19 protein-coding genes are annotated in these 22,035 nt (G+C 72.3%); 5 read left to right on the top strand and 14 right to left on the bottom strand.

The window, feature by feature from the left end; genetic code table 11:
* Window position 1: 1 nt before the first annotated feature.
* From G567_RS0121135 to G567_RS0121125, 3 genes are read right to left on the bottom strand one after another with little or no spacing between them, the layout of a single operon-like run.
* Window positions 2-1,084 carry a glycosyltransferase family 4 protein gene (locus G567_RS0121135; RefSeq protein ID WP_028931549.1) on the bottom strand — a complete coding sequence of 361 codons (1,083 nt, stop codon included), beginning with the start codon at window positions 1,082-1,084 and terminating at the stop codon, window positions 2-4.
* The gene (locus G567_RS0121130; protein ID WP_028931548.1) at window positions 1,081-1,479 is read right to left on the bottom strand and encodes a 6-pyruvoyl trahydropterin synthase family protein; all 399 of its coding nucleotides are present in this window, start codon (window positions 1,477-1,479) and stop codon (window positions 1,081-1,083) included. Before G567_RS0121130 ends, G567_RS0121135 begins: the two co-directional genes overlap by 4 nt.
* A 17-nt stretch (window positions 1,480-1,496) precedes the next feature.
* Complete coding sequence (locus G567_RS0121125) at window positions 1,497-2,459, bottom strand: zinc-dependent alcohol dehydrogenase (protein ID WP_211223999.1); 963 nt, start codon at window positions 2,457-2,459, stop codon at window positions 1,497-1,499.
* An 81-nt stretch (window positions 2,460-2,540) separates the two neighbouring features.
* Between G567_RS0121125 and G567_RS0121120 the strand changes: the two genes are divergently transcribed.
* Window positions 2,541-3,320, top strand: coding sequence for a CDP-alcohol phosphatidyltransferase family protein (locus G567_RS0121120; RefSeq protein WP_084796318.1), 780 nt, complete (start codon window positions 2,541-2,543; stop codon window positions 3,318-3,320).
* Here G567_RS0121120 and G567_RS30325 read toward each other — a convergent pair.
* Window positions 3,274-4,386 carry a DUF3616 domain-containing protein gene (locus G567_RS30325; RefSeq protein ID WP_051233371.1) on the bottom strand — a complete coding sequence of 371 codons (1,113 nt, stop codon included), beginning with the start codon at window positions 4,384-4,386 and terminating at the stop codon, window positions 3,274-3,276. The two genes, G567_RS0121120 and G567_RS30325, sit on opposite strands and share 47 nt — an antisense overlap.
* A 310-nt stretch (window positions 4,387-4,696) precedes the next feature.
* Here G567_RS30325 and G567_RS30320 point away from each other — a divergent pair, with 310 nt between their 5' ends.
* Together G567_RS30320 and G567_RS0121105 are read left to right on the top strand one after the other, a co-directional pair.
* Window positions 4,697-6,286: a sulfatase-like hydrolase/transferase gene (locus G567_RS30320; protein ID WP_245585739.1), complete on the top strand. Its 1,590-nt coding sequence runs from the start codon at window positions 4,697-4,699 to the stop codon at window positions 6,284-6,286.
* Between the two features lie 304 nt (window positions 6,287-6,590).
* Window positions 6,591-6,983: a hypothetical protein gene (locus tag G567_RS0121105; RefSeq protein WP_245585738.1), complete on the top strand. Its 393-nt coding sequence runs from the start codon at window positions 6,591-6,593 to the stop codon at window positions 6,981-6,983.
* Window positions 6,984-7,046: 63 nt separating this feature from the next.
* Here G567_RS0121105 and G567_RS34465 read toward each other — a convergent pair whose 3' ends face one another.
* Both G567_RS34465 and G567_RS32360 read right to left on the bottom strand, forming a co-directional pair.
* Window positions 7,047-7,220 (bottom strand): hypothetical protein, encoded by a 174-nt coding sequence (locus tag G567_RS34465; RefSeq protein ID WP_154667170.1) that lies wholly within the window; start codon window positions 7,218-7,220, stop codon window positions 7,047-7,049.
* Window positions 7,221-7,766: 546 nt separating this feature from the next.
* Window positions 7,767-8,186, bottom strand: a complete 420-nt coding sequence (locus tag G567_RS32360; protein WP_051233370.1) for a hypothetical protein — start codon at window positions 8,184-8,186, stop codon at window positions 7,767-7,769.
* A gap of 407 nt (window positions 8,187-8,593) precedes the next feature.
* Between G567_RS32360 and G567_RS30315 the strand changes: the two genes are divergently transcribed.
* Window positions 8,594-11,578, top strand: a complete 2,985-nt coding sequence (locus tag G567_RS30315; RefSeq protein ID WP_051233369.1) for a cation-translocating P-type ATPase — start codon at window positions 8,594-8,596, stop codon at window positions 11,576-11,578.
* Window positions 11,579-11,632: 54 nt separating this feature from the next.
* Here G567_RS30315 and G567_RS34460 read toward each other — a convergent pair whose 3' ends face one another.
* A complete protein-coding gene (locus tag G567_RS34460) occupies window positions 11,633-11,992 on the bottom strand; it encodes an FAD-dependent monooxygenase (RefSeq protein WP_161631733.1) in 360 nt (119 codons plus the stop codon).
* Window positions 11,993-12,074: 82 nt separating this feature from the next.
* On the opposite strand from G567_RS34460, the gene G567_RS0121085 reads away from it, so the two are divergent.
* Entirely contained in the window at window positions 12,075-12,701 is a 627-nt protein-coding gene (locus tag G567_RS0121085) for a TetR/AcrR family transcriptional regulator (RefSeq protein ID WP_245585737.1), read from the top strand.
* 188 nt (window positions 12,702-12,889) lie between these two features.
* On the opposite strand, the gene G567_RS0121080 is transcribed toward G567_RS0121085, so the two are convergent.
* From G567_RS0121080 to G567_RS0121050, 7 genes are all read right to left on the bottom strand, one after another.
* Window positions 12,890-13,522 (bottom strand): CoA transferase subunit B, encoded by a 633-nt coding sequence (locus tag G567_RS0121080; RefSeq protein ID WP_028931542.1) that lies wholly within the window; start codon window positions 13,520-13,522, stop codon window positions 12,890-12,892.
* A 2-nt stretch (window positions 13,523-13,524) separates the two neighbouring features.
* A complete protein-coding gene (locus G567_RS0121075) occupies window positions 13,525-14,289 on the bottom strand; it encodes a CoA transferase subunit A (protein WP_028931541.1) in 765 nt (254 codons plus the stop codon).
* Between the two features lie 8 nt (window positions 14,290-14,297).
* A complete protein-coding gene (locus tag G567_RS0121070) occupies window positions 14,298-15,101 on the bottom strand; it encodes a hypothetical protein (protein ID WP_028931540.1) in 804 nt (267 codons plus the stop codon).
* Between the two features lie 66 nt (window positions 15,102-15,167).
* Window positions 15,168-17,471, bottom strand: coding sequence for a hydantoinase B/oxoprolinase family protein (locus tag G567_RS0121065; RefSeq protein WP_028931539.1), 2,304 nt, complete (start codon window positions 17,469-17,471; stop codon window positions 15,168-15,170).
* A gap of 1 nt (window position 17,472) precedes the next feature.
* Entirely contained in the window at window positions 17,473-19,623 is a 2,151-nt protein-coding gene (locus G567_RS0121060) for a hydantoinase/oxoprolinase family protein (RefSeq protein ID WP_028931538.1), read from the bottom strand.
* Window positions 19,624-19,650: 27 nt separating this feature from the next.
* Window positions 19,651-20,064, bottom strand: a complete 414-nt coding sequence (locus tag G567_RS0121055; RefSeq protein ID WP_028931537.1) for an acetone carboxylase subunit gamma — start codon at window positions 20,062-20,064, stop codon at window positions 19,651-19,653.
* An 11-nt stretch (window positions 20,065-20,075) separates the two neighbouring features.
* A complete protein-coding gene (locus G567_RS0121050) occupies window positions 20,076-22,010 on the bottom strand; it encodes a hydantoinase/oxoprolinase family protein (RefSeq protein WP_028931536.1) in 1,935 nt (644 codons plus the stop codon).
* Window positions 22,011-22,035 lie beyond the last annotated feature (25 nt).

The raw sequence follows: 22,035 nt of genomic DNA, 5'->3' as shown, positions 1-22,035 counted from the left end.
CTCAGCCGGGCAGCCGTGCCAGCACCCCGGCCAGACACCGTGACGTCATCTCCCACCCGTCCAGCGTGCCGCGCCGCGCCCGGGCGGTGTGACGCAGCCCCTCCCGCAGCGCCGGCTCACCCAACCAACGGCGCAGCGCCGCGGCGAGCGCGACGACGTCGGCCGGGGGCACCACGATCCCCGGTACCCGGCCGTGCAGGTCGCGGCCCAGCGTTTCGAGCACCCCGCCGACCCCCGCCGCGAGCACCGGGATCCCGCGGGCCAGCGCCTCGGTCACCACCATCCCGTAGGCCTCGACGCGCGACGGCAGTACGAGGAGATCGGCCGCGGCGTAGACCGCCTCGAGCCGCGCGGTCGTGAACGGGCCGGTGATCCGGACCCGCCCGCCGAGCCCGTGACGTTCGATCGCACGCCGGACCGCGGCCGCGTACGCGGGATCGCGGTGCAGCGGGCCCACCAGGTCACAGCGCAGGCGCGGGCCGGCCGTGTCACCCACGGCGGCGAGGGCCTCGACGAGCAGATCCTGCCCCTTCGTCGGGGTGACCGATCCGACGCACAGCAGGCGGGTTGCTCCGTCGGTGCCGGCGGCGAGCGGCGCGGGATCGACGCCCGGCATGACGATATGCACCCGGTCGGCGGGGACCCCGTGCCGCGCGACGAGCCGGCGCGCCACCCACGGGCTGGTGGCCACGACCGCCCGCGCGCCGTGCAGGGTCTCCCGCTCAAGGGCGGCCAGCTCCGCCGCGGCCGCGGGCGCCGGCCCCGCCTCGTCGCCGAGCGGCAGGTGCACCAGGACCACGAGCGTCAGTCTGCGCGCCGCCGGGACGAGGACGTCCGGGACACCGCAGGCCACCAGCCCGTCGAGGAGCACGACGGCGCCGTCGGGCACGGCGGCCAGCGCACGGGCCAGGCACCCGCGGGCGGCGGCGTCGGGCCGGGGCCACGCCCCGACGACCGCGAGCTCGTGCACCGCCCAGCCGATGGCCGCCAGGCCGTCACAGATGCGGCGGTCGTAGGCGTTGCCGCCGCTCGGCACGGCGGCGTCGTCGATATCGGCCGGCACGACGACGTGCACCTCGCTCACAGGGCGCGTTCGTAGCTGGCCCAGGCGACGTGCGACTCGTGCAGCGTGACGGCGATCCCGGCCAGACCGCGGGCCCCCTCACCCAGCGCGCCGGCCTGTACCTTCTCGGCGAGCCGGTCGGCGATGACCTTGGCGAGGAACTCCGTGGACGTGTTGACGCCGGCGAAGGCGGGTTCGTCGTCGAGGTTGCGGTAGTTGAGGTCGGCCAGCGCGGCACCGAGCCCGCTCGTGGCCAGCCCGATGTCGACGACGATGCCGTCGGCGTCGAGATCCGCGCGGCGGAACGTCGCGTCCACGATGTACGTTGCGCCGTGCAGCCGCTGCGCCGGGCCGAAGACCTCGCCCCGGAAACTGTGCGCGATCATGACGTGGTCGCGGACCGTGATGCTGAACAAACCGACCTCCCGGGTTCCTACCCCTGCTCATAGCGGACGCGGACGCACAGCGCCGGAAATCCACCGCCGGCGAGACGGGACATGAGCCGAGGCAGTTCCTCGAAGCGGCACTCGTCGGTGATCAGCGCGTCGAACACCGGGTCGGTGAGCAGGCGCAGGGCCAGCGCACGCCGGTCGGCGAAGCTGCGCCGCGCCCGGGCGACCGCGCCCACCTGGCTGCTGCGCACCGCCAGCCTGCGGGAATGGAAGTGCTCGCCGAACGGCACGCTGACCCTCCGGTCCCCATACCAGCTCAGCTCGATGACCTCGCCCTCGTCGGCGAGCAGTTCGAGGGAACGCGCGAGCCCGGCGGCCGTGGCGCTGGCGTGCACGACCAGATCGCACTCCCCCGCCGCGTGCTCGGGGGTGGCGAACCCGACGCCGAGCGCCTCGGCCACGGCGGCGCGCGCGGGGTCGATGTCGACGAGCTCGACCCTGACCCCGGGGAAGCGGGAGAGCAGGGCGGCGACGCTGCAGCCGACCATCCCGGCGCCGACGACGGCGATCCGGTCGCCGACCAGCGGGGCCGCATCCCACAGCGCGTTCACCGCGGTTTCGACGGTCCCGGCGAGCACCGCGCGCGCGGGCGGCACGTCGTCGGGGATCGGTGTCACCTCCGCGGCCGGCACCACATATCGGGTCTGGTGGGGGTAGAGGCAGAACACGGCCCGGCCCGCCAGCGCGGGCGGCCCGTGCTCGACCACCCCGACGTTGAGGTAGCCGTACTTGACCGGCCCGGGGAACTCGCCGTCCTGAAAGGGCGCCCGCATCGCCGCATACTGGCTCTGCGGCACGCCGCCGGAGAAGACGAGGGTCTCGGTGCCGCGGCTCACCCCCGAGAAGAGGGTGCGGACCTCGACGTCGTCGGGGCCGGGCCGGGGCACGGCGACCGGGCGAACCTCGCCCTCGCCCGGCGCGCGCAACCAGAAGGCGCGCGCAATATGGTCCACGTCATCCCCCGAAATTGTGGTGAACCCTCCGCCGCGTCGGACCCGTACCGAGAACGTGCATGTGGAGCCTCGATGATGACTTTAGCCCGGCGGTGGGCCGGCCGGCAGTTGGTCGCCGCGGCAGCCGTGCAGATCGTCCTGCTCGCGGCGCTGTCGGCCGGGGCCGGCCTCGGCCCGGTGGGCTGGTCGGCCGGCATCGCCTACCTGCTGGGTCTCTTGGCCCTCCTGACCGCCGCCGCGCGGCGGGCGCGGGTCGCGACGCTCGGACCGGCCGATCTGGTCACGCTGGCGAGGGCGGTGCTCGTCGGGGGCGTCACCGCGCTCGTCGCGGACGGGTTCTGGGGCGGTGACCCTCGCGTCGTGCCCCTCGTCGTCCTCGCCGCGGTGGCGTTGGTGCTCGATGCGGTCGACGGCCACGTCGCCCGGCGCAGCGGAACGGTGTCCGCGTTGGGGGCCCGCTTCGACATGGAGGTCGACGCGTTCCTCCTCCTCGTGCTGAGCGTGCACGTCGCCACGCTCGTGGGCCCGTGGGCGGCGGCCATCGGCGCCATGCGCTACGTCTTCGTCGCGGCGGGCTGGGCGGCACCGTGGATGCGCTCGGCGCTGCCGACGAGGTACTCCGCCAAGACCGTGGCCGCGCTACAGGGGATCGTCCTCGTGGTGGCCGCCTCCGAGGTTCTGCCGCATCCGGTCGCGGTCGCGCTGGTGGCGGCGGCGCTGGCGCTGCTGATCTGGTCGTTCGGCCGCGACGTGCGGTGGCTGTGGCGCCACGCCCGGAAGTCGGTCAGGGAGGGCTCATCGATCGTCAGCGCGGGTGCGGCGGACGTCCGACGGACCGCCCCCGACCGGTGATCAGCACGCGGTCGGCCAGCACCGAGCGTGCCGTCGGCCGCCGCGCCTGCGCCGGGCTGTCGTAGACCACCAGCAGCCGCGCCCCCGAGGGGTCGCCGGATTGCAGTAGCGCGATGCCCTCGGCGTGGTCCACGCCGTCGCCGTGCGGGAGGACGGTCTCGACGGTGATCTCGTCTCCACGCACCACCCGCCCGGTCCCGGGGGTCGCCGCCCCGTGCCAGCGGTGCACGCGCACCGGCCCGGACAGCGCCATCGACGGTCCGGCCAGCACCAGCAGATCATCGCCGTCCGGGCACAGATCGCGCACCCCGAGCCCGCCGAGGTCGAGGAAGTGTTTGCGGTAGCGCGCGCCGTCCTCGAACGCGCCCGGGGCGAGGCGGGCCGGGTCGGCCGGATCGGTCACGGGCCGCAGTTCGAGTACCGTGGCCCAGCCGCGCAGCACCGGCCCGCGCAGCCCGACGTACAGGCTCTCGCCGTGCACGGCAAGCCCCTCGACGTCCAGTCCGTTGTCCTTGGACGGGATCTCCAGGAACGGGCCGAGGTGATCGTCGCCGCGCAGCAGGTCGGCAAGATTCTCCGATCCCCGGGCACCGATGATCGCCGAGCGCCGCCCGTCCGCGGCCATCCGCACCGGCTCGGGGCGCCCGTCCGCGCCCGCCTCGACGGCCAGCCGCGCGATGACGTACCGGTTCGCCTGGCGCTTGATCTTGGCGAGGCGTTTGATCGCCTTGTCCTCGCTGTGGTGGGCCTTGATCCGCTTGCGGGCGACGCTGTGCGAGCCGACCGCCCAGAGCCAGTCGCCGGCCCGGGCGATGCCCTCGATATCGGCCTCTTCCTCGGGTGGCCCGGGCAGCTCGACGTAGTCCGCCAGCGGGAAGCTGCGCTGCCGCCCGCCCCACGTCGGCGCGGACGGCGAGTCGAGCACCAGCCGCTCGATCGTCGCCGTCTCGTCCCCGGCCAGCCACAGGTGCTCGCCCTCGCTGCGCGCCGCCGAGAGGTTCACATGGTTGCCGGTGCGCACCGCTTCCCCGCTGAAGACCAACTCGACCCGGCCCACGACGTCCACGCCTCATCTTCCCGCGGCGGGCCGGGTTCCTCACCGAGGGCTCGCCGTTCTCCCCGGCCCGTTCCGGGGGCGGGCGGTCCCCCGGCGGCGCGAGTTGCCATCATGTGCGCTTGCACACCGGCGGACCGGTGCGACCGACCGCCTGCTCGGCACGCACCGCGTGCACAGCACTGGCCAGCCACCGGTTTCGCACAGAGGGATTTCCGGATTGTCGCTCTTCACGCGCTTACATCGTCCGCCGGCTCCGCAACCGGCGACGGTCGAGAACGATCCGGCGGCGGACGGCCGCCCGCGCCGGATCGCGGCCGGGGTGGCCACCGCACTGGCCGGGCTGCTGGTGTTCCTCGCCCTCGTCGTCCCGAACGAGCTCGGTGGTCTCACCCCGGGTGCCTTCGTGCGCATCCCGGTGGAGGGACTCCTCGGCGCCGCTCTGCTTCTCGTCCTACCGGGGAGGGCGCGGCGGGTGGTGGCGGTGCTCGCCGGGGTCCTCCTCGGCCTGCTGACCATCCTGAAGATCGTTGACGTCGGCTTCTTCGCGGTGCTCGGCCGGCCGTTCGACCTGCTGTTCGACTGGTCCCTGTTGCGCGCCGCGATGGACTTCCTCACGGGCTCGATCGGCCGGGTCGGCGCGATCGGCGCCGCGGTCGCCGCCGCGGTTCTCGCCGCCGCCGTGCTCATCCTCCTGACGCTGGCGGTGCGGCGCCTGACCCGCCTCGTGGTCCGGCGCAGGACCGCCACGATCCGCGCCGTCGCGATGCTCACCGCCGTCTGGGTCGTCTGCGCGGTGCTCGGCGCGCAGATCGTCCCGAACGTGCCGGTCGCCGCGCACAGCGCGGCGGCCCTCGTCGCGGGCCGGGTGGGCCAGGTGCGGGCGAGCCTGCAGGACCAGCGGACGTTCGCCGCGGAGCTCGCCACCGACGCCTTCCGCGACACCCCCGGCGACGAGTTGCTGACCGCGCTGCGCGGCAAGGACGTCGCCCTCGCCTTCGTCGAAACCTATGGGCGCGACGCGATCGAGGATCCGGAGTTCGCGTCGCAGGTCGGTGCGGTACTCGAGGCCGGGGACCGTCGGCTGGGTGCGGCCGGATTCGCCTCCCGCAGCGCCTTCCTCACCTCGCCGACGACGGGTGGCGGCAGCTGGCTGGCCCATTCGACGCTGCTGTCGGGCCTGTGGATCGACAACCAGCAGCGCTACCACGACCTCGAGGCGAGCGACCGTCTGACCCTGACCCGAGCCTTCGGGCGCGCGGGCTGGCGGACGGTCGGGATCATGCCGGGCGTCACCTCGCCATGGCCGCAGGCCGCGTTCTACGGCTACGACCGGGTCTACGACTCCACGCACCTCGGATACCACGGCCCGAACTTCAGCTGGGCCACCATGCCCGACCAGTACACGCTCTCGGCCTTCGAGCGACTCGAACGGGCAAAGGCCGGCCACACCCCGGTGATGGCGGAGATCCCCCTGGTCTCCAGCCACGCGCCGTGGGCGCCGATCCCTCGGCTCATCGACTGGGCCGACGTCGGTGACGGCTCGGTGTTCGACTCCATGGCCGCGGAGGGCGCTCCCCCGGAGGCCATCCTGACGCGGGACCCGGATCGGGTACGCACCGACTACCGGCGTTCCATCGAGTACTCGCTGAACAGCCTCATCTCCTATGTCGAGACCTACGGCGACGACGATCTCGTGCTCATCTTCCTCGGCGATCACCAGCCCGCCCCGGTCGTCACCGGGGAGAACGCCAGCCGCGACGTCCCGATCACGATCGTCGCCCGCGACCCGGCCGTGCTCGACCGGATCTCCGGATGGGGCTGGCAGGAGGGCCTGAAACCCGGTCCGCAGGCCCCGGTCTGGGGGATGGACGACTTCCGCGACCGGTTCCTGACCACCTTCGGGCCGTAGTCGTTCCACCGGGCAGGTTGGTGACGCGGCCGGCGGATCGACTGCCGATCACCCGTTCGCTCCGCCGGGTGGGGGCGATGTTGCTACTGGCCGAGAGCCTTGATGTAGGCAGCCCGGCCCGCGATGGCGGCCGTGAAGCTGGCGAAGGAGAGTTCGTCGATCGGCTGGTGGACCGGGGCTGCCGGGCCGGCGGAGCTCCCGTCACCTGTTCGACTTCTTGTGTTCATGACTTGGCCGCGGTTTGGGTGGCAGAAGGACCGCTGGCTTTCTGTCCGACGATCCACCCCTGCAGTGAGGACGGATGATGGCCGACAAGGAGCGCAAGGAGACCCCGGCGGGTGGCGTCGCGCGCTTGAGCGCGACGCGCGGCGCCGAGACACGCACCAGCGGTGCGGACCAGAAGGAGGAAACCGGGTCCGGCCGCACCGCGACGCTGAACCTGCCGTTCGTCACGGCCGTGTTCCACCCACCGGACGTGCACGTGCCCACCAGGGAGGAACTCAACGACGCGGCGCGGCGGGTCGGCGGCCTGCTGCCCTCGGGCAAGTCGGCGTTGTACTACGGCGGCTTGGCCGCGACCGCGCTGGCCGGCGTCATCGAATGGCCCGTCGCGGCCGCGATCGGTGTCGGGACGGCGCTGGCCAGCCGGGGCGAGGCGCGTCCCGAGCCGCGCGAGAAGACCACCGCCTCGGATTGACTCTTCCCTCCGCTCGCACGCGGCACCGCGTCCCCGTTTGACGAGACCCTCCTGGCGGGCAGCTCACCGGCAGGCCGCTGGGAACCGCTGGGAGATGATCGTGCTGGGAGGAATGGTCCGGCTGGCCGGGCGGGTGATCGGTGCCTCCATCGGGGGCGCGGCCGCGCTGGTCTCGGCCTCGATGACCCAGACCGGGCAGATCGCCGGGGCTGCCGCGACGCCGCGGGTCGCGGTCACACCCGGTCCGGGAGGGCGGGCGCATATCGCGATCCGCGGGGCACATCGGCCGGACACCCAGCCGGCCGTGCGGCGGCTGGAGCGGTTGCTCACCGACCGCGACGGGCTGCACGACGCCGTGACGAACGGGGTGCTCGGCCGCGTGCTGGTCAGCTACGACCCGGACCTGTGGGACCCCGCGTCGCTCGCTCGGTTGATCGGGGACGTCGAACACGAATGCGGGCTGGATGACGAGCCGTGGGCCCCGGGCGCGCAGACCCATCCGGCGCACCCTGGGGCGCTGCTGCGCCCGGCGCTGGGGTTCGGGCTCAACATCGCCGGAGTGGGCTACGCGACCGTTGCCCGCGCGCTGCCGATCCCGCCGCTGGGCGCGGTGCCGTCGATGCTCTCGCTGGTCGACGCGGTTCCCCGGCTGCGTGCGGCCCTCGAGGCCGGGATCGGGCGGCCGGCCGCCGACCTGCTGTTGAGCACGGCCGCCGCCGTGTCGCACACCGCGACCCGCCAGCCGCTCCCGCTCGTCGCGGACGCCTGCCAGCGCTACCTCCACTACCAGGAGGCCACCGCGCGCCGACGGGCGTGGCACGAGTGGGACCTGGCGCTGGCCGACCGCGACGGCGCGCACCGGTCCGAGCCGGTCACCGTGCCACCGCGCCCGGCACCGCTGCCGGACGGCCCGCTGGAGCGGGTGGCCCACGGCTCGGCCGTGGGCGCACTGGCCGCGGCCGGTGCGACGCTGCTCACCACGGTCCGGCCGCGCGCCGGTGCCCTGCTCGCCGCGGGCGTGCCCAAGGCCACCCGCAGCACCCGGGAGGGGTTCGCCGCCCAGCTCGACCGAGACCTCTCGGCGGCGGGCTGGCTCACGCTCGATCCCGGCGTGTTGCGCAGGCTGGACCGGGTGGACACCGTGCTGATCGACGCCGAGGTGCTGTTCACCGGCCGGCAGGTGATCGACGAGGTGCTGCCCATCGAATCCGATGTGGACGATGGCGAGGCCTTCGGCCGGGCACACGACCTGGTCGATCCTCGACGGCCCCGGCGCCGCTGGCAGAGCGACGGGTGGTCGGTAGCGCCGCCGCGCGGGGACGAGCTGCCCGCGCACGCCAGTCGACTGGCGCACGAGCACGGTCAGCGGGGCGAGACGGTTCTGGTGCTGCACAACAGATCCCGACCGGTGGCGCTGGTCACCCTGACCGCGGAGCTGGACCCGCTGGCCGAGGCGGTGGTCGCCGCGGCGGCCAAGGCAGGCACGGTGCTGGTCTTCGACCCGCGCGGCGCGGTCGGCCGGCGGCTGCCGATCGACGGCGTGATCGGCGGCCGAGCCGAGGGCGACGACGGCAACGTGGGGCGACGAGGGGGCGGAGCTGCTCGGGGCGGTGCGGCGGCTGCATCGGGACGGCCGGGTGGTCGCGCTGGTGGCCCGGACCGACGACACCGCGCTCGCCGCCGCCGACGTGGGGATCGGGCTGGCCGGAGACCAGGGCGCCCCACCGTGGGGCGCACATCTGCTGTGCCGAGGTGCGGCGCAGGCCTGCCGGCTGCTCGAGGCGGTTCCGCCGGCCCGGCAGGCCAGCCGGCACGGCGCTCGGCTGTCGGTGGCCGGCTCGGCGCTCGGCGCGCTGCTGGGTCTGGCCGGCCCGGCGCGCGGAGCGGCCCGCCGTACCGGGATCCCGGTACAGACCGCCGCGCTGCTCGGGCTCGGCGCGGGAGTCTGGACCGCGATGACCGTGGCCCACCGTCCCGAGCCGGTGCCCGCCCAGCACACGCCGTGGCACGCCATGTCGCCCCAGGCCGTGCTCGCCGCGCTGGGCAGCTCCGCCGAGGGCTTGTCCGAGCCCGATTCCACCCGTCGCCGCAGCCAGCAGCCCGCGGAGCCGGCGGAGGCGCCGGTCGGGCTCGGTCGCGCCACCCTGGAGGAGCTGGCCACCCCGCTGACCCCGGTGCTGACCGCGGGCGCGGGGATCTCGGCCGGCGCGGGCTCGATCCTCGACCCGTTGGTGATCACCGGCGTGCTGGTGCTGAACGCACTGATCGGCGGCGTACAACGGATCGGGGCGCAGCGGGAACTGCGCAGGCTGACCGCCCGCAGCGCACCCCCGGTACGGATCCGGCGCGGCGGCGAGCACTCCACCGTGCGAGCGGACCAGCTGGCCGTCGGCGACGTCGTCGAACTGCAGGCGGGTGACGCGGTGCCGGCCGACTGCCGGCTGATCGCCGCGCACGGTCTGGAGATGGACGAGTCGTCGCTGACCGGTGAGTCCGTCGCGGTGGCCAAGTCGACGGGTGCGACCAGCGCGCCCGCCGTGGCCGACCGGACCTCGATGATCTTCGAGGGAGCTGTTGTCGCCACCGGCAGGGCGGTCGGCGTGGTAGTGGCGACCGGGGCGCGCACCGAGGTCGGCCGGACACAGCGGATCGCCGGCGGGCCGGCGCCGGTGAGCGGTGTCGAGGCCAGGCTGCGCTCGCTCACCGCGCGGGTGCTGCCGCTCTCGGTGGTCGCCGGTGTATTGCTGGCGGGTGTCGACCTGCTGCGCGGCCGGGGCCTTGGCCAGACGTTGAGCCGCTCGGTCGGGCTCGCGGTGGCCGCGGTCCCGGAGGGCCTGCCGTTCGTGGCCACGGTCGCCGAACTGGCCGCCGCGCGACGGCTCTCCGCCCGGGGCACCCTGGTGCGCAACTCGGCCACGATCGAGGCGCTGGGCCGAGTGAACGTGCTCTGCTTCGACAAGACCGGGACGCTCACCGAGGGGCGGCTGGGCCTGCGGCAGGTGTCGGACGGAACGCGCGCCGCGCCCCTCGATGAGCTCACCTCATCGCTGCGCGACGTGCTGGCCGTCGCGGTACGGGCCAGGCCGTTCACCGAGAGTCGCCGGCACATACCGCACCAGACCGACCGCGCGGTGCTGCGCGATGCCGCTCGCCTCGGTATCACCGCGGATCACGATCACGACCGGGTGGAGCGCCTGCACGAGCTGGCCTTCGAGTCCGGCCGCGGCTACCACGCCACGCTCTGGTGCGGCGGCGCCGGTGCGTATCTCAGCGTGAAGGGCGCCTCCGAGGTGGTGCTACCGCTGGCCGACCGGTGGCGGCCCGACGAGCAGCCCGGGCCGCTCGACGCCGAGGCGCGCGACCGGATCGCCGCGGAGGTGGACCGGCTGGCTCGGCAGGGTTTCCGGGTGCTCGCGGTCGCCGAACGGGCCTGCTCGGCTCGGACCGAGCTTGCCGAGTCGGATGTGACCGGGCTGGAGTTTCGGGGGCTGCTGGCGCTGGCCGATCCGGTCCGGCCGACCGCCGCGCGCGCGGTGGCGACCCTGCGGGCAGCCGGGGTCGAGGTCATGATGATCACCGGCGACCACCCCAGCACCGCCGAGTCGATCGCCGCCGAGCTGGATGCGCTGAACGGGCGCCGGGTGCTCACCGGGGCCGAGCTGGACGCACTCGACGACGAGCGGCTGACGTCGGTGCTGCCCGACGTCGCCGTCTTCGCCCGGGTCAGCCCGGAACAGAAGGCGCGCATCGTGAGCCGGCTGCGGGCCGCCGGGCGCGCCGTCGCGGTCACCGGTGACGGCGCCAACGACGCTCCGGCCATCCGGCTCGCGGACGTGGGCCTCGCGCTCGGTGAGCGGGCGACGCCGGCCGCACGGGAGGCTGCCGATGTCGTGATCACCGACGACCGCATCGAAACGATCACCGACGCCATCATGGAGGGCCGCGCGATGTGGTCCTCGGTGCGCGACGCGCTGTCCATCCTGCTCGGCGGCAACCTCGGCGAGATCGCCTACACCGTGGGCACCGGGCTGCTCAACGGCGCCGCGGCGCTCAGCGCCCGGCAGCTGCTGCTGGTCAACATGCTCACCGACGTGCTGCCCGCGATGGCCGTCGCGGTCCGGCCGCCACCCGACGTCACACCGGAGGAGCTGCTCGCCGAGGGCCCGGAGGCCTCCCTGGGCGCCGCGCTGACCCGCGACATCCTCGGGCGTGCGGCGATCACCGCGACGTCGGCCGCGATCGTCTGGATGCTCGCCCGCCCGGTCGGCAGCCTGGCTCAGGCGAGCACCACGGGCCTGGTTACGCTGGTCGGGGCGCAGCTCGGGCAGACCGTCGCGGTGCGCGGCCGGACACCGCTGGTGGTCGCGGCCGCGGCCGGATCGCTGGTGTTGCTCGCGGTGATCGTGCAGACCCCGGGCGTCAGTCAGGTCGCCGGATGCCGCCCGCTGCTGCCGCACCAATGGGCCATCGCGCTCACCGCGGCCGGTGCGGCCGCCGTCGCCCAGCTCCTCGCACCGCAGGTGACCCGATTCGTCATCTCCCGGTTGTCCTCCATCAGGATGCTGCTCACCCGCCGCTCAACCGCACCGGCCTAGGCCGTCGCGTCCGATGCCGAGAGGAGCAGCGATGCCCGAGTTTCCGCCAGCAGGTCACCTCGGCTGATCCCGCGGTAGTCGCCGAACCGCGCGAGGAGATCGTCCATCGAGTCCTCGCGAAGCGCGCGCCCGGTGTGCCCGCGGACGCGGAACCGGCGCAGCGGTGCTGCGCTCCCGGTAGCGCTGGCCGACGCCGAGCTGCTCGATCACCGGGTCGACCATCGGCATCAGCGCGAGCATGTAGCCGGGGTCGGTACCCGGCGCGGCGTGCTCGACCAGCACGGGATGCAGGCCATGGCGACGCAACAGCTGGCACAACATGATGCCGGCGACGCCTGCGCCGACGACGAGCACCCGCAGCCGGTCGCCGGCCGCCTCGGCGATCTGCTCCTCGAGCGGGGTGGAAACAATCATCTCCCCCCCTTGTGAACCATTCGGTCCACTCACGCGATAGCATTTGTGGACTGACTGGTACATAGATGCTACCGTGGCTGATATGGTAGACGGTGAGACCGGAGTGATGGCCCCCGAACGGTGGCGGGAGCTGCTGGAGGCGGCGGCCGCGGAGTTCGCGGCGCACGGCTACGAGCAGGCTTCACTCAATCGGATAATCCGGGCTTGCCGGATGAGTAAGAGCTCGTTCTACTACTACGTGGAATCCAAGGAGAAGTTGTTCGACATCGTCGTCGACGAGATCGCCGGTGCGCTGGCCCGCGCCCTCGACGTCCCGAGCCCGGAGGAGTTCGCCGCCGGCGATTTCTGGGATCACGTCGAACAGCTACTGGACCGGCTGGTCACGCTGTCCGAACGCGAGCCTGCGTTCACCGACGTCGGGCGGATGTTCCACCTACCGGGCGCGCCTGTCGGAAAGGACAGCGCGCTGACCCGCTCGGTCGCCGCGGCCCAGGACTGGCTGGAGCGAACGCTGGCCGCGGCGCGCAGCGCGGGCGCGGTCCGCGCGGACCTGCCACTCAGCCTGCAGCTCCAGGTCGCCGCCGCGATCATACGCGCCTTCGACGAGTGGACCCTGCGGAATCGCGACCAGCTGAGCCCGGACGAGCTCGGGCAGCTGGTGCACGCCCAGCTCGACGCACTGAAGCGGCTACTGGCGACGGCCGAATGAACCTCCGCGAAGCCACCGGCCGGCTCGCGGTTACGCGACGCCCGCAGCCGACTGCTGGACAGCCTGAACGCCCGGAACGGACAGAGCCAGGACCGGAGCCGGCCCGATGCATGATCATCGTTTCGGGGATATGAGCGCCGCCGGTGGCGCTCATGTCCCGCAAACGGCGGTCTCCCTGCACGCGCGGCTCAGTCCACCAGCAGCTCGGGCCCGGTGGCACCCCGCACCTCGTCCACCGTGACGCCGGGGGCGCACTCGACCAGGGTCAGGCCGTGCGGGGTCACGTCCAACACGGCGAGATCGGTGACGATCCGGTCCACCACACGACGGCCGGTGAGCGGCAGCGAGCACTCGTCGACGATCTTGTGGCTGCCGTCGCGGGCCACGTGCTCCATCAGCACGACGACCCGGCGCGCACCGTGCACCAGGTCCATCGCCCCGCCCATCCCCTTGACCATCTTGCCGGGGATCACCCAGTTCGCGAGGTCACCCACCGCCGAGACCTGCATGGCGCCGAGCACCGCGACGTCGATCCGGCCGGAGCGGATCATGCCGAAGCTCAAGGCCGAGTCGAAGAACGCCGCGCCCGGCCGGACGGTCACCGTCTCCTTCCCGGCGTTGATCAGGTCCGGGTCCTCGGCCCCGGGCAGCGGGTACGACCCGGTGCCGAGGATGCCGTTCTCCGACTGCAGCACCGGCGTCACCCCGGCGGGGACGTGGTTGGGCACCAGCGTGGGCAGCCCGATCCCCAGGTTGACGTAGTCGCCGTCGCGCAGCTCGCGGGCGGCCCGCGCGGCCAGCTGTTCCCTGCTCAGCGCCATGATCATCGTTCCTCGTCGCGGACGGTGAGCCGCTCGATCGCCTTGTCGGCCGCCTGGGCCGCGGTGAGCGCGACCACGCGGTCGACGTACACCCCGGGCAGATGGACCTCGTCCGGGTCGATCTCGCCGGGCTCCACCAGATGCTCCACCTCGGCGATCACCACCCGGCCCGCCATCGCGCACACCGGGTTGAAGTTGCGCGCGGCCATCCGGAAGGTGAGGTTGCCGTGCCGGTCGCCCTTCCAGGCCCGCACGAGCGCGAAATCGGCGGGCAGGGCGCGTTCGAGCACATGCTCCACGCCGTCGAAGATCGCCACCGGCTTCGGCGGCGAGGCCATGGCGACCCCGCCGTCCGGGCCGTATCGCCAGGGCAGCCCGCCCTCGGCGACCAGGGTCCCGGTCCCGGTGCGGGTGTAGAAGGCGGCGACGCCGACCCCGGCGGCCCGCAGCCGCTCGGCCAGCGTGCCCTGCGGGGTGAGCTCGACCTCCAGCTCGCCGGCGAGGTACTGGCTCGCGAAGGTCTTGTTCTCCCCGACGTAGGACGCCACCACCCGGCGGACCTGCCGGTTCTCCAGCAACCGCCCGAGACCCCGGCCGTCCGCGCCGCAGTTGTTGGAGATCAGCTCCAGATCACGGGCCTCGCCGTCGGCGATGGCGTCGATGAGCACCGCCGGAATACCGCAGACGCCGAACCCGCCCGCGGCAATGGACGCGCCCGAGCCGATGTCTGCCACCGCCTCGCGGGCGCTCGGATACACCTTGTCCATCGCGTCCCCTAGCCCAGTTCGGCGAGCTTCTTCAGCACCGTCTCCGGCTCCGCCGCGGCGGGGATCTCCGCGACGAGAAAGTCGCCTGCCGGCACCTCGACGCCGTCGGCCAGCCAGAACTCCGCGGGCACCGCCACGCCGGTGACGCCGCCCGCCACCTCGATGCCGCCGTCGCGGCGGCACCCGAGCGTCCAGCGGTAGTGCTCGGCGGCGTTGCCGATCGGGCTGTAGCGACCCAGATCCTCGGCGGGCAGGCCGGGCAGATCGGCCCGCCGCCCGTCGAGCAGCAGCAGCGAGACCGGCAGCGTCGCGAACCGGCGCAGCCAGTCGGCCACATAGACCGCCATGTTCTCGCCGTGGTCGGCGGTGATGTCGCCGATATCGCCCGCCCCGGCGAGCCGGTGGGTGGTGGCGAGCCAGCGCAGCGGCGAGGGCACCTGCGCCACCAGCGGCTGACGCGCCGACTGCGCGACGACCGACGCGAACTCCAGCGCCGCGGCCTGCGTCGCCTCGTGCGCGAGCAGCGTCTTGAGCGCATAGCCGGTCCGCGACCGCGCCGACATCGCGGCCACCAGCGCCGGGTCGGCGCCGATCGCGTGGGCGTAGAAGGCCCCGAGGTCGAGCAGCGTGGTGTCGGGGCGCAGCAGGCCTTGGGCCTGGCCGAGGAAGCGCGTGTAGCGCGTCACGTCGTCCCAGGGCACGAGCTTGCCCTGGAGGATGACGGCCTGCGCGTAGTCGTGATGGTCGAGGATCAGTCCCCGGCCGCGCCCCGAGGGCGGGGCCGAGACCACGGAGTGGAAGGCAACGGACATGCGAGAGGCTCCTGGGCGGCGGGGTGGCGTCACCCCGGACCGGGGTGACGCCACCGGTGGGACGGGTCAGGACTTGCGGTGCACGACCTCGCCGTGCTTGTCCTCCAGCTCCCGGATCCGCGCCTCCAGCGCGGCGACCTTGAGGTCCCGCCGGTCGGGGATCATGACGATCGGCAGCTGGTCGAGCGGGGCGGTCACCCGCTTCGGCCCGTCGATGTCGAAGACGGTCGCGGTGAGCTCATCGGTGTCGTCCCCCCAGGACCCGTAGTAGAGCAGGTCCTTCGGCGGCTCCGGGGTGGCGAACTCCTCGACGAACTGCGCGTAGGGCTTGCCGCGCCGCAGCCGCTCCTGCCGGGCCTTCGCCCGCAGCGCCTCGGTGCCCTCGACGTCGAGCACGAACGTCTGCGGATCGTAGGCCACAGCGAAGATCTCCCGCGCCACCTTGGGGCTGATCCGGTCCAGCTCGATGTCGCGCACGACCGCCTGCGGATCGCGCTGCAGCGGGTCGCCGTAGCCACCACCCGCGCCCTGGGCGATCATGTACAGCTCACCGTCCTTGGCGACGTCGAACTGCAGGCCCATGTGGTCGGTCAGGTACGTCCCGCCCTCGAAGGGCCGGTCGTTCATGACCTTCTCGATCGACAGGTCGAACCGGCTCGGGTCCTTGCGGACGATGTCGAAGACGTTGACGCCCTTGACCCGCGCCAGCGGGTAGGTGCCGCAACCGTAGCCGCCGAACATGCCGTAGATCGAGGAGAACTTCGCGCCCGAGGTGACGGTCATGAAGCCCCACAGCGGGGTGCCCTCGCTGGCCACGATCATCTCGTAGCCCATGCCGCCGGTGTGCTTGCCGAAGCCCATGTTGTCGCGCACCAGCCGCTTGGACACGAGCTGCATGAAGGGGACCTCCTCCTCCATGACCTCCTGCTCGGCGGTGTCGGCCATCGCGCAGAACAGCGGGGAGACCGCGTCCTCGCCGTCGAGGAAGGGCTTGGCGCCGCCGGGCATGCCGTTGAGGTCGGCGCAGAGGTTGCCGACCTGGTCGCCGTGCTGGGTGACCCCGCCCCACAGGAACGTGTTGATCTGGTTGAACCAGGGCGCGATGACGTTGGAGAACTTCTCCGGGTTGGCGAACTGCAGCTTCGCCCAGGACGACTGCAGGGCGGAGAAGCCGCGGAACGAGGCCTGCAGCGACTGGCCCATCGGGGCATCGTAGCCCGCGTCGGCCCAGGTGTGTTCGTCGGAGATGATCTCGATCGGGCTCATCGCCGAGGTGCACCGCGGCAGGTCCGGCCACCAGAACGCCAGGATCGCCTGCATCATCATCGACTTCACCGAGCACAGCGGCGAGTTGATGGCGCGGTTGAGGATCTCCGGGCCCGTGCCGCGCAGGTCGATCGTCATCTTCTCGCCCTCGACCGTGATCGAGCAGGCGAGCTTGATGAGGATGTTCTCCTTGAGCGTGGAGTCCATGAACTGGTTGAACCGCACGGTGCCGTCGGGCAGCTCGCGGATCCGCCGCCGGACCTCCGCCTCGACGTCCTCGACGGTGATGCGCAGCGCCGCGACGAAGGTCTCGACGCCGACCTCGTCGACGATCTTGTCGATCCGCTGCATGATGCGCTGGACCGCGCCGATCTTCACCTTCAGGTCGGCCAGCTGCAGCTTGGGGTCACGCACCGAGTGCTGCAGGAACGTCAGCAGGTCCCGGCGCAGCCGACCGCGCTCCACGATCTTGAACGGGCTCATCCGCAGCCCGTCGTCGAACGGCGTCTCGGAGCCGGACGGCATGCCGCCGGGCTCGCAGGCGCCGTTCTCGCCCTCGTGGATGGTGGCGGCAACCCAGGCGATGATCTTGTCGTCGCGGATCACCGGCATGATCATCGACTGGTCGGTGTTGTGCACGTTGCCGAAGCGGGCGTCGTTGTGGATGAACCCGTCACCGGCGTGGATGCCCACCGTCGGCTCGTCGCGCCAGTACTTCATGATGTAGCGGATCGGGTGGTGCAGGATCGCCGAGAACGCGATCACCCCGTGGCAGGACAGATAGGTCACGTCGCCCGAGGCGGTGTAGATCGCGGTGGTGAGGTCGCCCCATTTCGCGCCCGGTGCGGCGCCCATCGCCTCGCACATCTCGTAGCCCTCGTCGAGGGCGCCGGCGAGGCGCTTGCGGATCCGATCGATCTCGAGCGGGTCGATGCCCTCGGCGATGCACTCCTCTTCCAGCTCCGTGCGGCTGCAGATGCTGTGGTTGCGCATGATCTCGGGATCGGGCCCGAGGAAGAGGGTCGTCTCGTCCATGAACTGGTCGACCCAGTCCTGCTCCTGCGGGTTCAGCTCCGCGGCGGCGGGCTCGTGCACTGCGGTCATCTCACTGCTCCTTCGCCGGGTCGGTGTCGTCACGCAGGAACCAGACGGCGCCCTGCGGGGTGGGTTCGAGCCGCCAGCCGGGCTCGACCAGATAGGTGGTGTTCTCGGTGGTGACGATCGCCGGGCCGGCGATGACGTACTGCTCGGACAGCGCCGAGGCGTCGTAGACCGGAGTGAGCAGCGGCGCGGCGCGGCCGATGAAATGCGCCTCCCGGGCGCTCACCGGCGCCGGCGTCGTGCGCTCGCCCACGTGGTCGAGCGACTCGAACTTCACCGTGTCGCCCTCGACGTAGGAGGCGACCCGGATGGTCTGCACCCGCACCCCGGCTTCCGGGGCCTCGGAACCCTTCCCGTAGCGTTCGCCGTAGATCTCGGAGAAGGTGCGGATCAGGTGCAGCACGTCGCCGACCCGATGGATCCGGTTGACGTCGAACACGACGGCCGTGGTCACCAGCTGGTTGCCGTAGCGCATGTCCATCTCGAGGCGGTGCCGCACGTCGGCCTCGTCGTAGCCCTGCCGGACGAGGTCCTCGCGGCCCTTGGCCTCCAGCCCCTCGACGATCACGTTGAACTCGTCGTAGCGGTCGTAGAGCGAGCGGTTCGTGGCGTTGTAGAGCACGACGTGCGCGCCCTGCTCGTGGATGTGCAGCGGCTGCATGTTGCCCGCGCCGCACGCCGAGAACACCGAGGCGAACGGCGGGACCAGGATCCGCCGGATGCCGGCCCGCTCGGCGATGCCGCAGGCGTGCAGCGGGCCGTTGCCGCCGTAGGCGAGCATCGTGAAGTCCTCGGGCAGGTAGCCGCGCACCCGCAGCTCCTTGCCGATCCCGATCGCCATCTGTTCGTCGACGCCACGCTTGATCTCCTTGGCGACGTCGAGCACGTCCATGTCGAGCTCGTCGCACAGCATCTCCTCGATCGCGAAGATCGAGCGCTTCGGGTTGAGCGCGATGAACCCGTTGGCGTAGTTCTCCGGGTCGAGGTAGCCGAGCAGCAGGTCGGCGTCGGTGACCGTCGGGCGAAGACCGCCGCGGTCGTAGCACGCCGGACCGGGGTCCGAGCCCGCCGACTCCGGACCGATCTTGATGCCCTTATGGATCCGGTCGTAGGAGGCGATCGAACCGCCGCCCGCGCCGAGAGTCAGCAGGTGCACCATCGGCACCGAGACCAGCCAGCGGTCGATGGTGGGCTGGAAGTCGTAGTGCTTGACCCCGCCCTCGGGGACCAGTCCGATGTCGAACGACGTGCCGCCCATGTCGGTGGCGATGATGTGACCGATGCCGGTCTCGCGCGAAAGGTGTTGCGCCGCACCGACCCCGGCGATCGGGCCGGAGTGGATGGTCTGCAGCGCGTCGGTGGAGTTCATCTGGGCCATGCCGCCGGAGTTGTGGATCACGAGCATCGGCTTGTCGTAGCCGGAGTCGCGCAGGTTGTTCGCGAGCTGGCCCAGCGCGTGGAACATGATCTCGTGCAGGAACGCGTCCACGATGGTGGACGTGGCGCGCACGTACTCGCCCTTGCGTCCCGAGACCTGGTGTCCGAGCAGGACCGGGATCGCGCCCAGCTCGTGCGGCGGGTACTCGTCGAGGATGATCTCGAGGATCCGCAGCTCGTGCTCGGGGTTCTCGGTGGCGTTGGTCAGCGAGACGACGAGCGCCTCGGCGCCGTTGTCGACCAGTTCGCGCACCTGCTGGCGGACGTCCAGCTCGTCGAGCGGGACGACGATCTCGCCCGCGGAGTTGACTCGTTCGCGCACCGAGCGGATGAGGTGGCGCGGAACCAACGGCTCCGGGCGCTCGGCCGCGGGCAGGTTCTGCTGCATCGCCGGGTCGAGCCCCTCGCCGTAGCCGCGGCCGCGGGAGAGCGGGATCGTGTCCTCGAAGCCGTGGGTGACCAGCGCCGCGACCCGGGGGCCGTGGCGCTCGATGAGCGCGTTGGTGCCCAGCGTCGTGGCGTAGCGGACCGAGTCCACCTTGCTGAGCACCTCGGTGCGGTCGAGCCCCGCGCGCCGGCAGGCGATGTCGAGCGCCTCGTTGAAACCGAGGGCGAGGTTGTGGTGGGTGGTGAGCGCCTTCGCCTCGACATAGGCGTCGTCCCAGACGAAGAAGCAGTCGGTGAACGTGCCGCCGATGTCGACCGAGATTCGGTTCATGGGTGGGGTCCGTCCCTTCTCGACGGGCTAACCGTGGGTGTGGGCGGTGTGGCGCTGCACGTCCTCGCCCGGGCCGTAGGTGACGACGGTCATCGGGTCCGTGCCGCGGGCCTGCCACTGAGCGCGCAGGGCGTCGATGTCCCAGACCATGTCGACGGTCGGCGGGTGGCCCGGCGGCAGGTACTCGGTCTCGATCTGGGTCGCGCAGCCGGGGCAGTAGTACTCGAGGATCCGGCAGTAGCCCGGGTCCGGGGAGAACGTGTACTCGTAGCGCTCGGGATCGATGATCGGCTGGTGGATCTCGCGCGGGTCACGGTCGTAGACGAGCGTGGCCTCCTTGTAGTTGCCGCGGGCGTCGCCGAGGTCCTGGCTGCAGATCCGGCAGACCCAGCGCTCGGTGTCCAGATCGATGATCAGGTACTCGGTCATCGGAATGCGCATCGTTGCTCCTGTCAGGCAGGGGTGCTGGTGATATCGGTGAGCAGCAGGTCGCCGCCCGCGGTGACCTCGAACGTCCAGCCGTCCAAGACGCGCGTGGTGAAGAACGGGCCTTCGACGATCGCCGGGCCCGCGGCGATCGCGCCGGGCCGCTGCTCGGCGAGCGGGTAGACCGGGACGTCGCCGACCTGGGTGGCGCCCGAACGCACCTTCCGGTTCCCCGAGGGCACGGCGGGCGAGGCGGGCGGCTGGGCCGCGGTGGGCACCGTGCCGTGCGGGAGCTCCGCGGTCACCGCGAGGCGCAGCACCGCGTGCTCCCCGGATCCGACCGTCGGGACGTCGCCGGGCCGGTACGGCGTCTCGGCGACGACCGCGCCGTCGCCGTCCTCGGTCACCAGCGTCCACTCGGGGCGGCAGCCGACGAGCTCGTAGCCCTCCTGGAACATGTCGCGTTCGGCCCGGTCGGCCAGCGCGTCGTGGGCGTCGACCGCGGCGTCGGCACTCGGCGTGGTCAGCGTGACCTCGTAGGTCCGGCCGATGTCGGAGAACCCGATCCCGAAGGCCGAGAAGACCGCGGCCAGCCGCGGGATCAGCACCCGGCGCACGCCGGTCAGCCGCGCGGCCCCGCAGGCGCTCATCGGCCCGGCGCCGCCGAACGCCGCCAGCGTCGTCGACTCCTCGACCAATGCGCCGAACGACTCGGCCATCCGCGCGAAGTACGCCGCCTCCATCCGCACGAGCGCCTCGTCGAGGCCGATCCCCAGCGGCTCGGCGACCGTCTCGGTGATCACCGCCCGAGACCGCTCGGCATCGAGGGCGAAGTCGCCGTCGAGATAGGTCGCCGGGTCCAGCACGCCGAGCAGGAGGTTGACGTCGGTGATCGTCGCGCTGGTGCCGCCGAAGCCGAAGCAGGCCGGGCCCGGAGCGGCGCCGACGCTCTCCGGGCCGACCTGGATGTCGCCGTCACGCACTTGGATGATCGAGCTACCGCCGATGCCGCTGGAGTGCACGTCGCTCATCGGGAACGAGATGCGCACGCCCTCCACCGCGCCCCGGCGGTCGGTCGCGATCCGCGCCTGCTTCACCGAGCCGACGTCGGTCGTCGTGCCGCCGACGTCGACCATCAGCACATGCTCGAGGCCGTAGGCGGTGGCCAGCGCGCGAGTGCCCTCGAGGCCGCCGCGCGGGCCCGAGGAGTACGTCTTGAGCGCCACGGACTTCGCGACCCGCGACGACGCGCCGTCGTTGCGGTAGATCAGCAACGGGTTGCGCACCCGGTGGCGACGCAGCCGGTCCTCGGCGTTGTAGAGGAAGCGCTCCATGACCGGGTGCAGGAACGAGTTGAGCAGGCCCGACCAGATCCGCCGGGCGGGAACGCGGTCGGTGGCGAACTCCCACGAGTACAGGAACGGCACCGAGCCCAGCAGGTGCCGGGGGAAACAGCGCAGCAGGATCCCGCGGACCCGCCGCTCGGCCTCTCCGTCGGCATCGCCGACCGCCACGACGATGCGGGCGGCACCGTCGGTGGTCAGCTTGTTCACCTGCGCGACGAGCTGGGCGGACAGCTCCTCGTCGCCGGTGCCCGGATCGACGACCGCCACCCGCAACCCCACCAGGTCGTCGAACAGTCCCCGCTCCTGTTCGGTCGCGCGCAGGTCCGCGACGACCGAGGCGTCGTCCACGATCAGGCCCAGGCTCGGGCCTTTGCGCTCCACGAGTGCGTTGGTGCCTTGCGTCGTCGAGTACCGGATGTGCCGGGTGCGGTGCAGCAGCCGCTCGAGGTCGCGTCCGCCGAACACGTTCTCCGACACCTTCGCGATCCCGTCGAACAGACACTGCGACAGGTCGAACGGGGTGGTGAGCGTCTTGGTGAACGTGAAGTCGGTGCCGTCCCAGACACAGATGTCGGTCAGCGTCCCACCGTTGTCGATATTGATCAGATGATCCACGGATGTATCCACCTCTGCTTCGAGG

Source organism: Pseudonocardia asaccharolytica DSM 44247 = NBRC 16224 (assembly GCF_000423625.1).
GTDB classification, from domain to species: domain Bacteria; phylum Actinomycetota; class Actinomycetes; order Mycobacteriales; family Pseudonocardiaceae; genus Pseudonocardia; species Pseudonocardia asaccharolytica.
Note: the sequence above shows the minus strand (reverse complement) of the source record. Positions and strands in the feature narration are given on the sequence as shown.

Coding starts and splice junctions, on each gene's coding strand:
- G567_RS0121120 (WP_084796318.1), top strand. CDS start 2,541: ATGATGACTTTAGCCCGGCGGTGGGCCGGCCGGCAGTTGGTCGCCGCG.
- G567_RS0121105 (WP_245585738.1), top strand. CDS start 6,591: ATGGCCGACAAGGAGCGCAAGGAGACCCCGGCGGGTGGCGTCGCGCGC.
- G567_RS32360 (WP_051233370.1), bottom strand. CDS start 8,186: ATGGGCAGCACCTCGTCGATCACCTGCCGGCCGGTGAACAGCACCTCG.
- G567_RS34460 (WP_161631733.1), bottom strand. CDS start 11,992: ATGATTGTTTCCACCCCGCTCGAGGAGCAGATCGCCGAGGCGGCCGGC.
- G567_RS0121085 (WP_245585737.1), top strand. CDS start 12,075: ATGGTAGACGGTGAGACCGGAGTGATGGCCCCCGAACGGTGGCGGGAG.
- G567_RS0121080 (WP_028931542.1), bottom strand. CDS start 13,522: ATGGCGCTGAGCAGGGAACAGCTGGCCGCGCGGGCCGCCCGCGAGCTG.
- G567_RS0121075 (WP_028931541.1), bottom strand. CDS start 14,289: ATGGACAAGGTGTATCCGAGCGCCCGCGAGGCGGTGGCAGACATCGGC.
- G567_RS0121070 (WP_028931540.1), bottom strand. CDS start 15,101: ATGTCCGTTGCCTTCCACTCCGTGGTCTCGGCCCCGCCCTCGGGGCGC.
- G567_RS0121065 (WP_028931539.1), bottom strand. CDS start 17,471: ATGACCGCAGTGCACGAGCCCGCCGCCGCGGAGCTGAACCCGCAGGAG.
- G567_RS0121060 (WP_028931538.1), bottom strand. CDS start 19,623: ATGAACCGAATCTCGGTCGACATCGGCGGCACGTTCACCGACTGCTTC.
- G567_RS0121055 (WP_028931537.1), bottom strand. CDS start 20,064: ATGCGCATTCCGATGACCGAGTACCTGATCATCGATCTGGACACCGAG.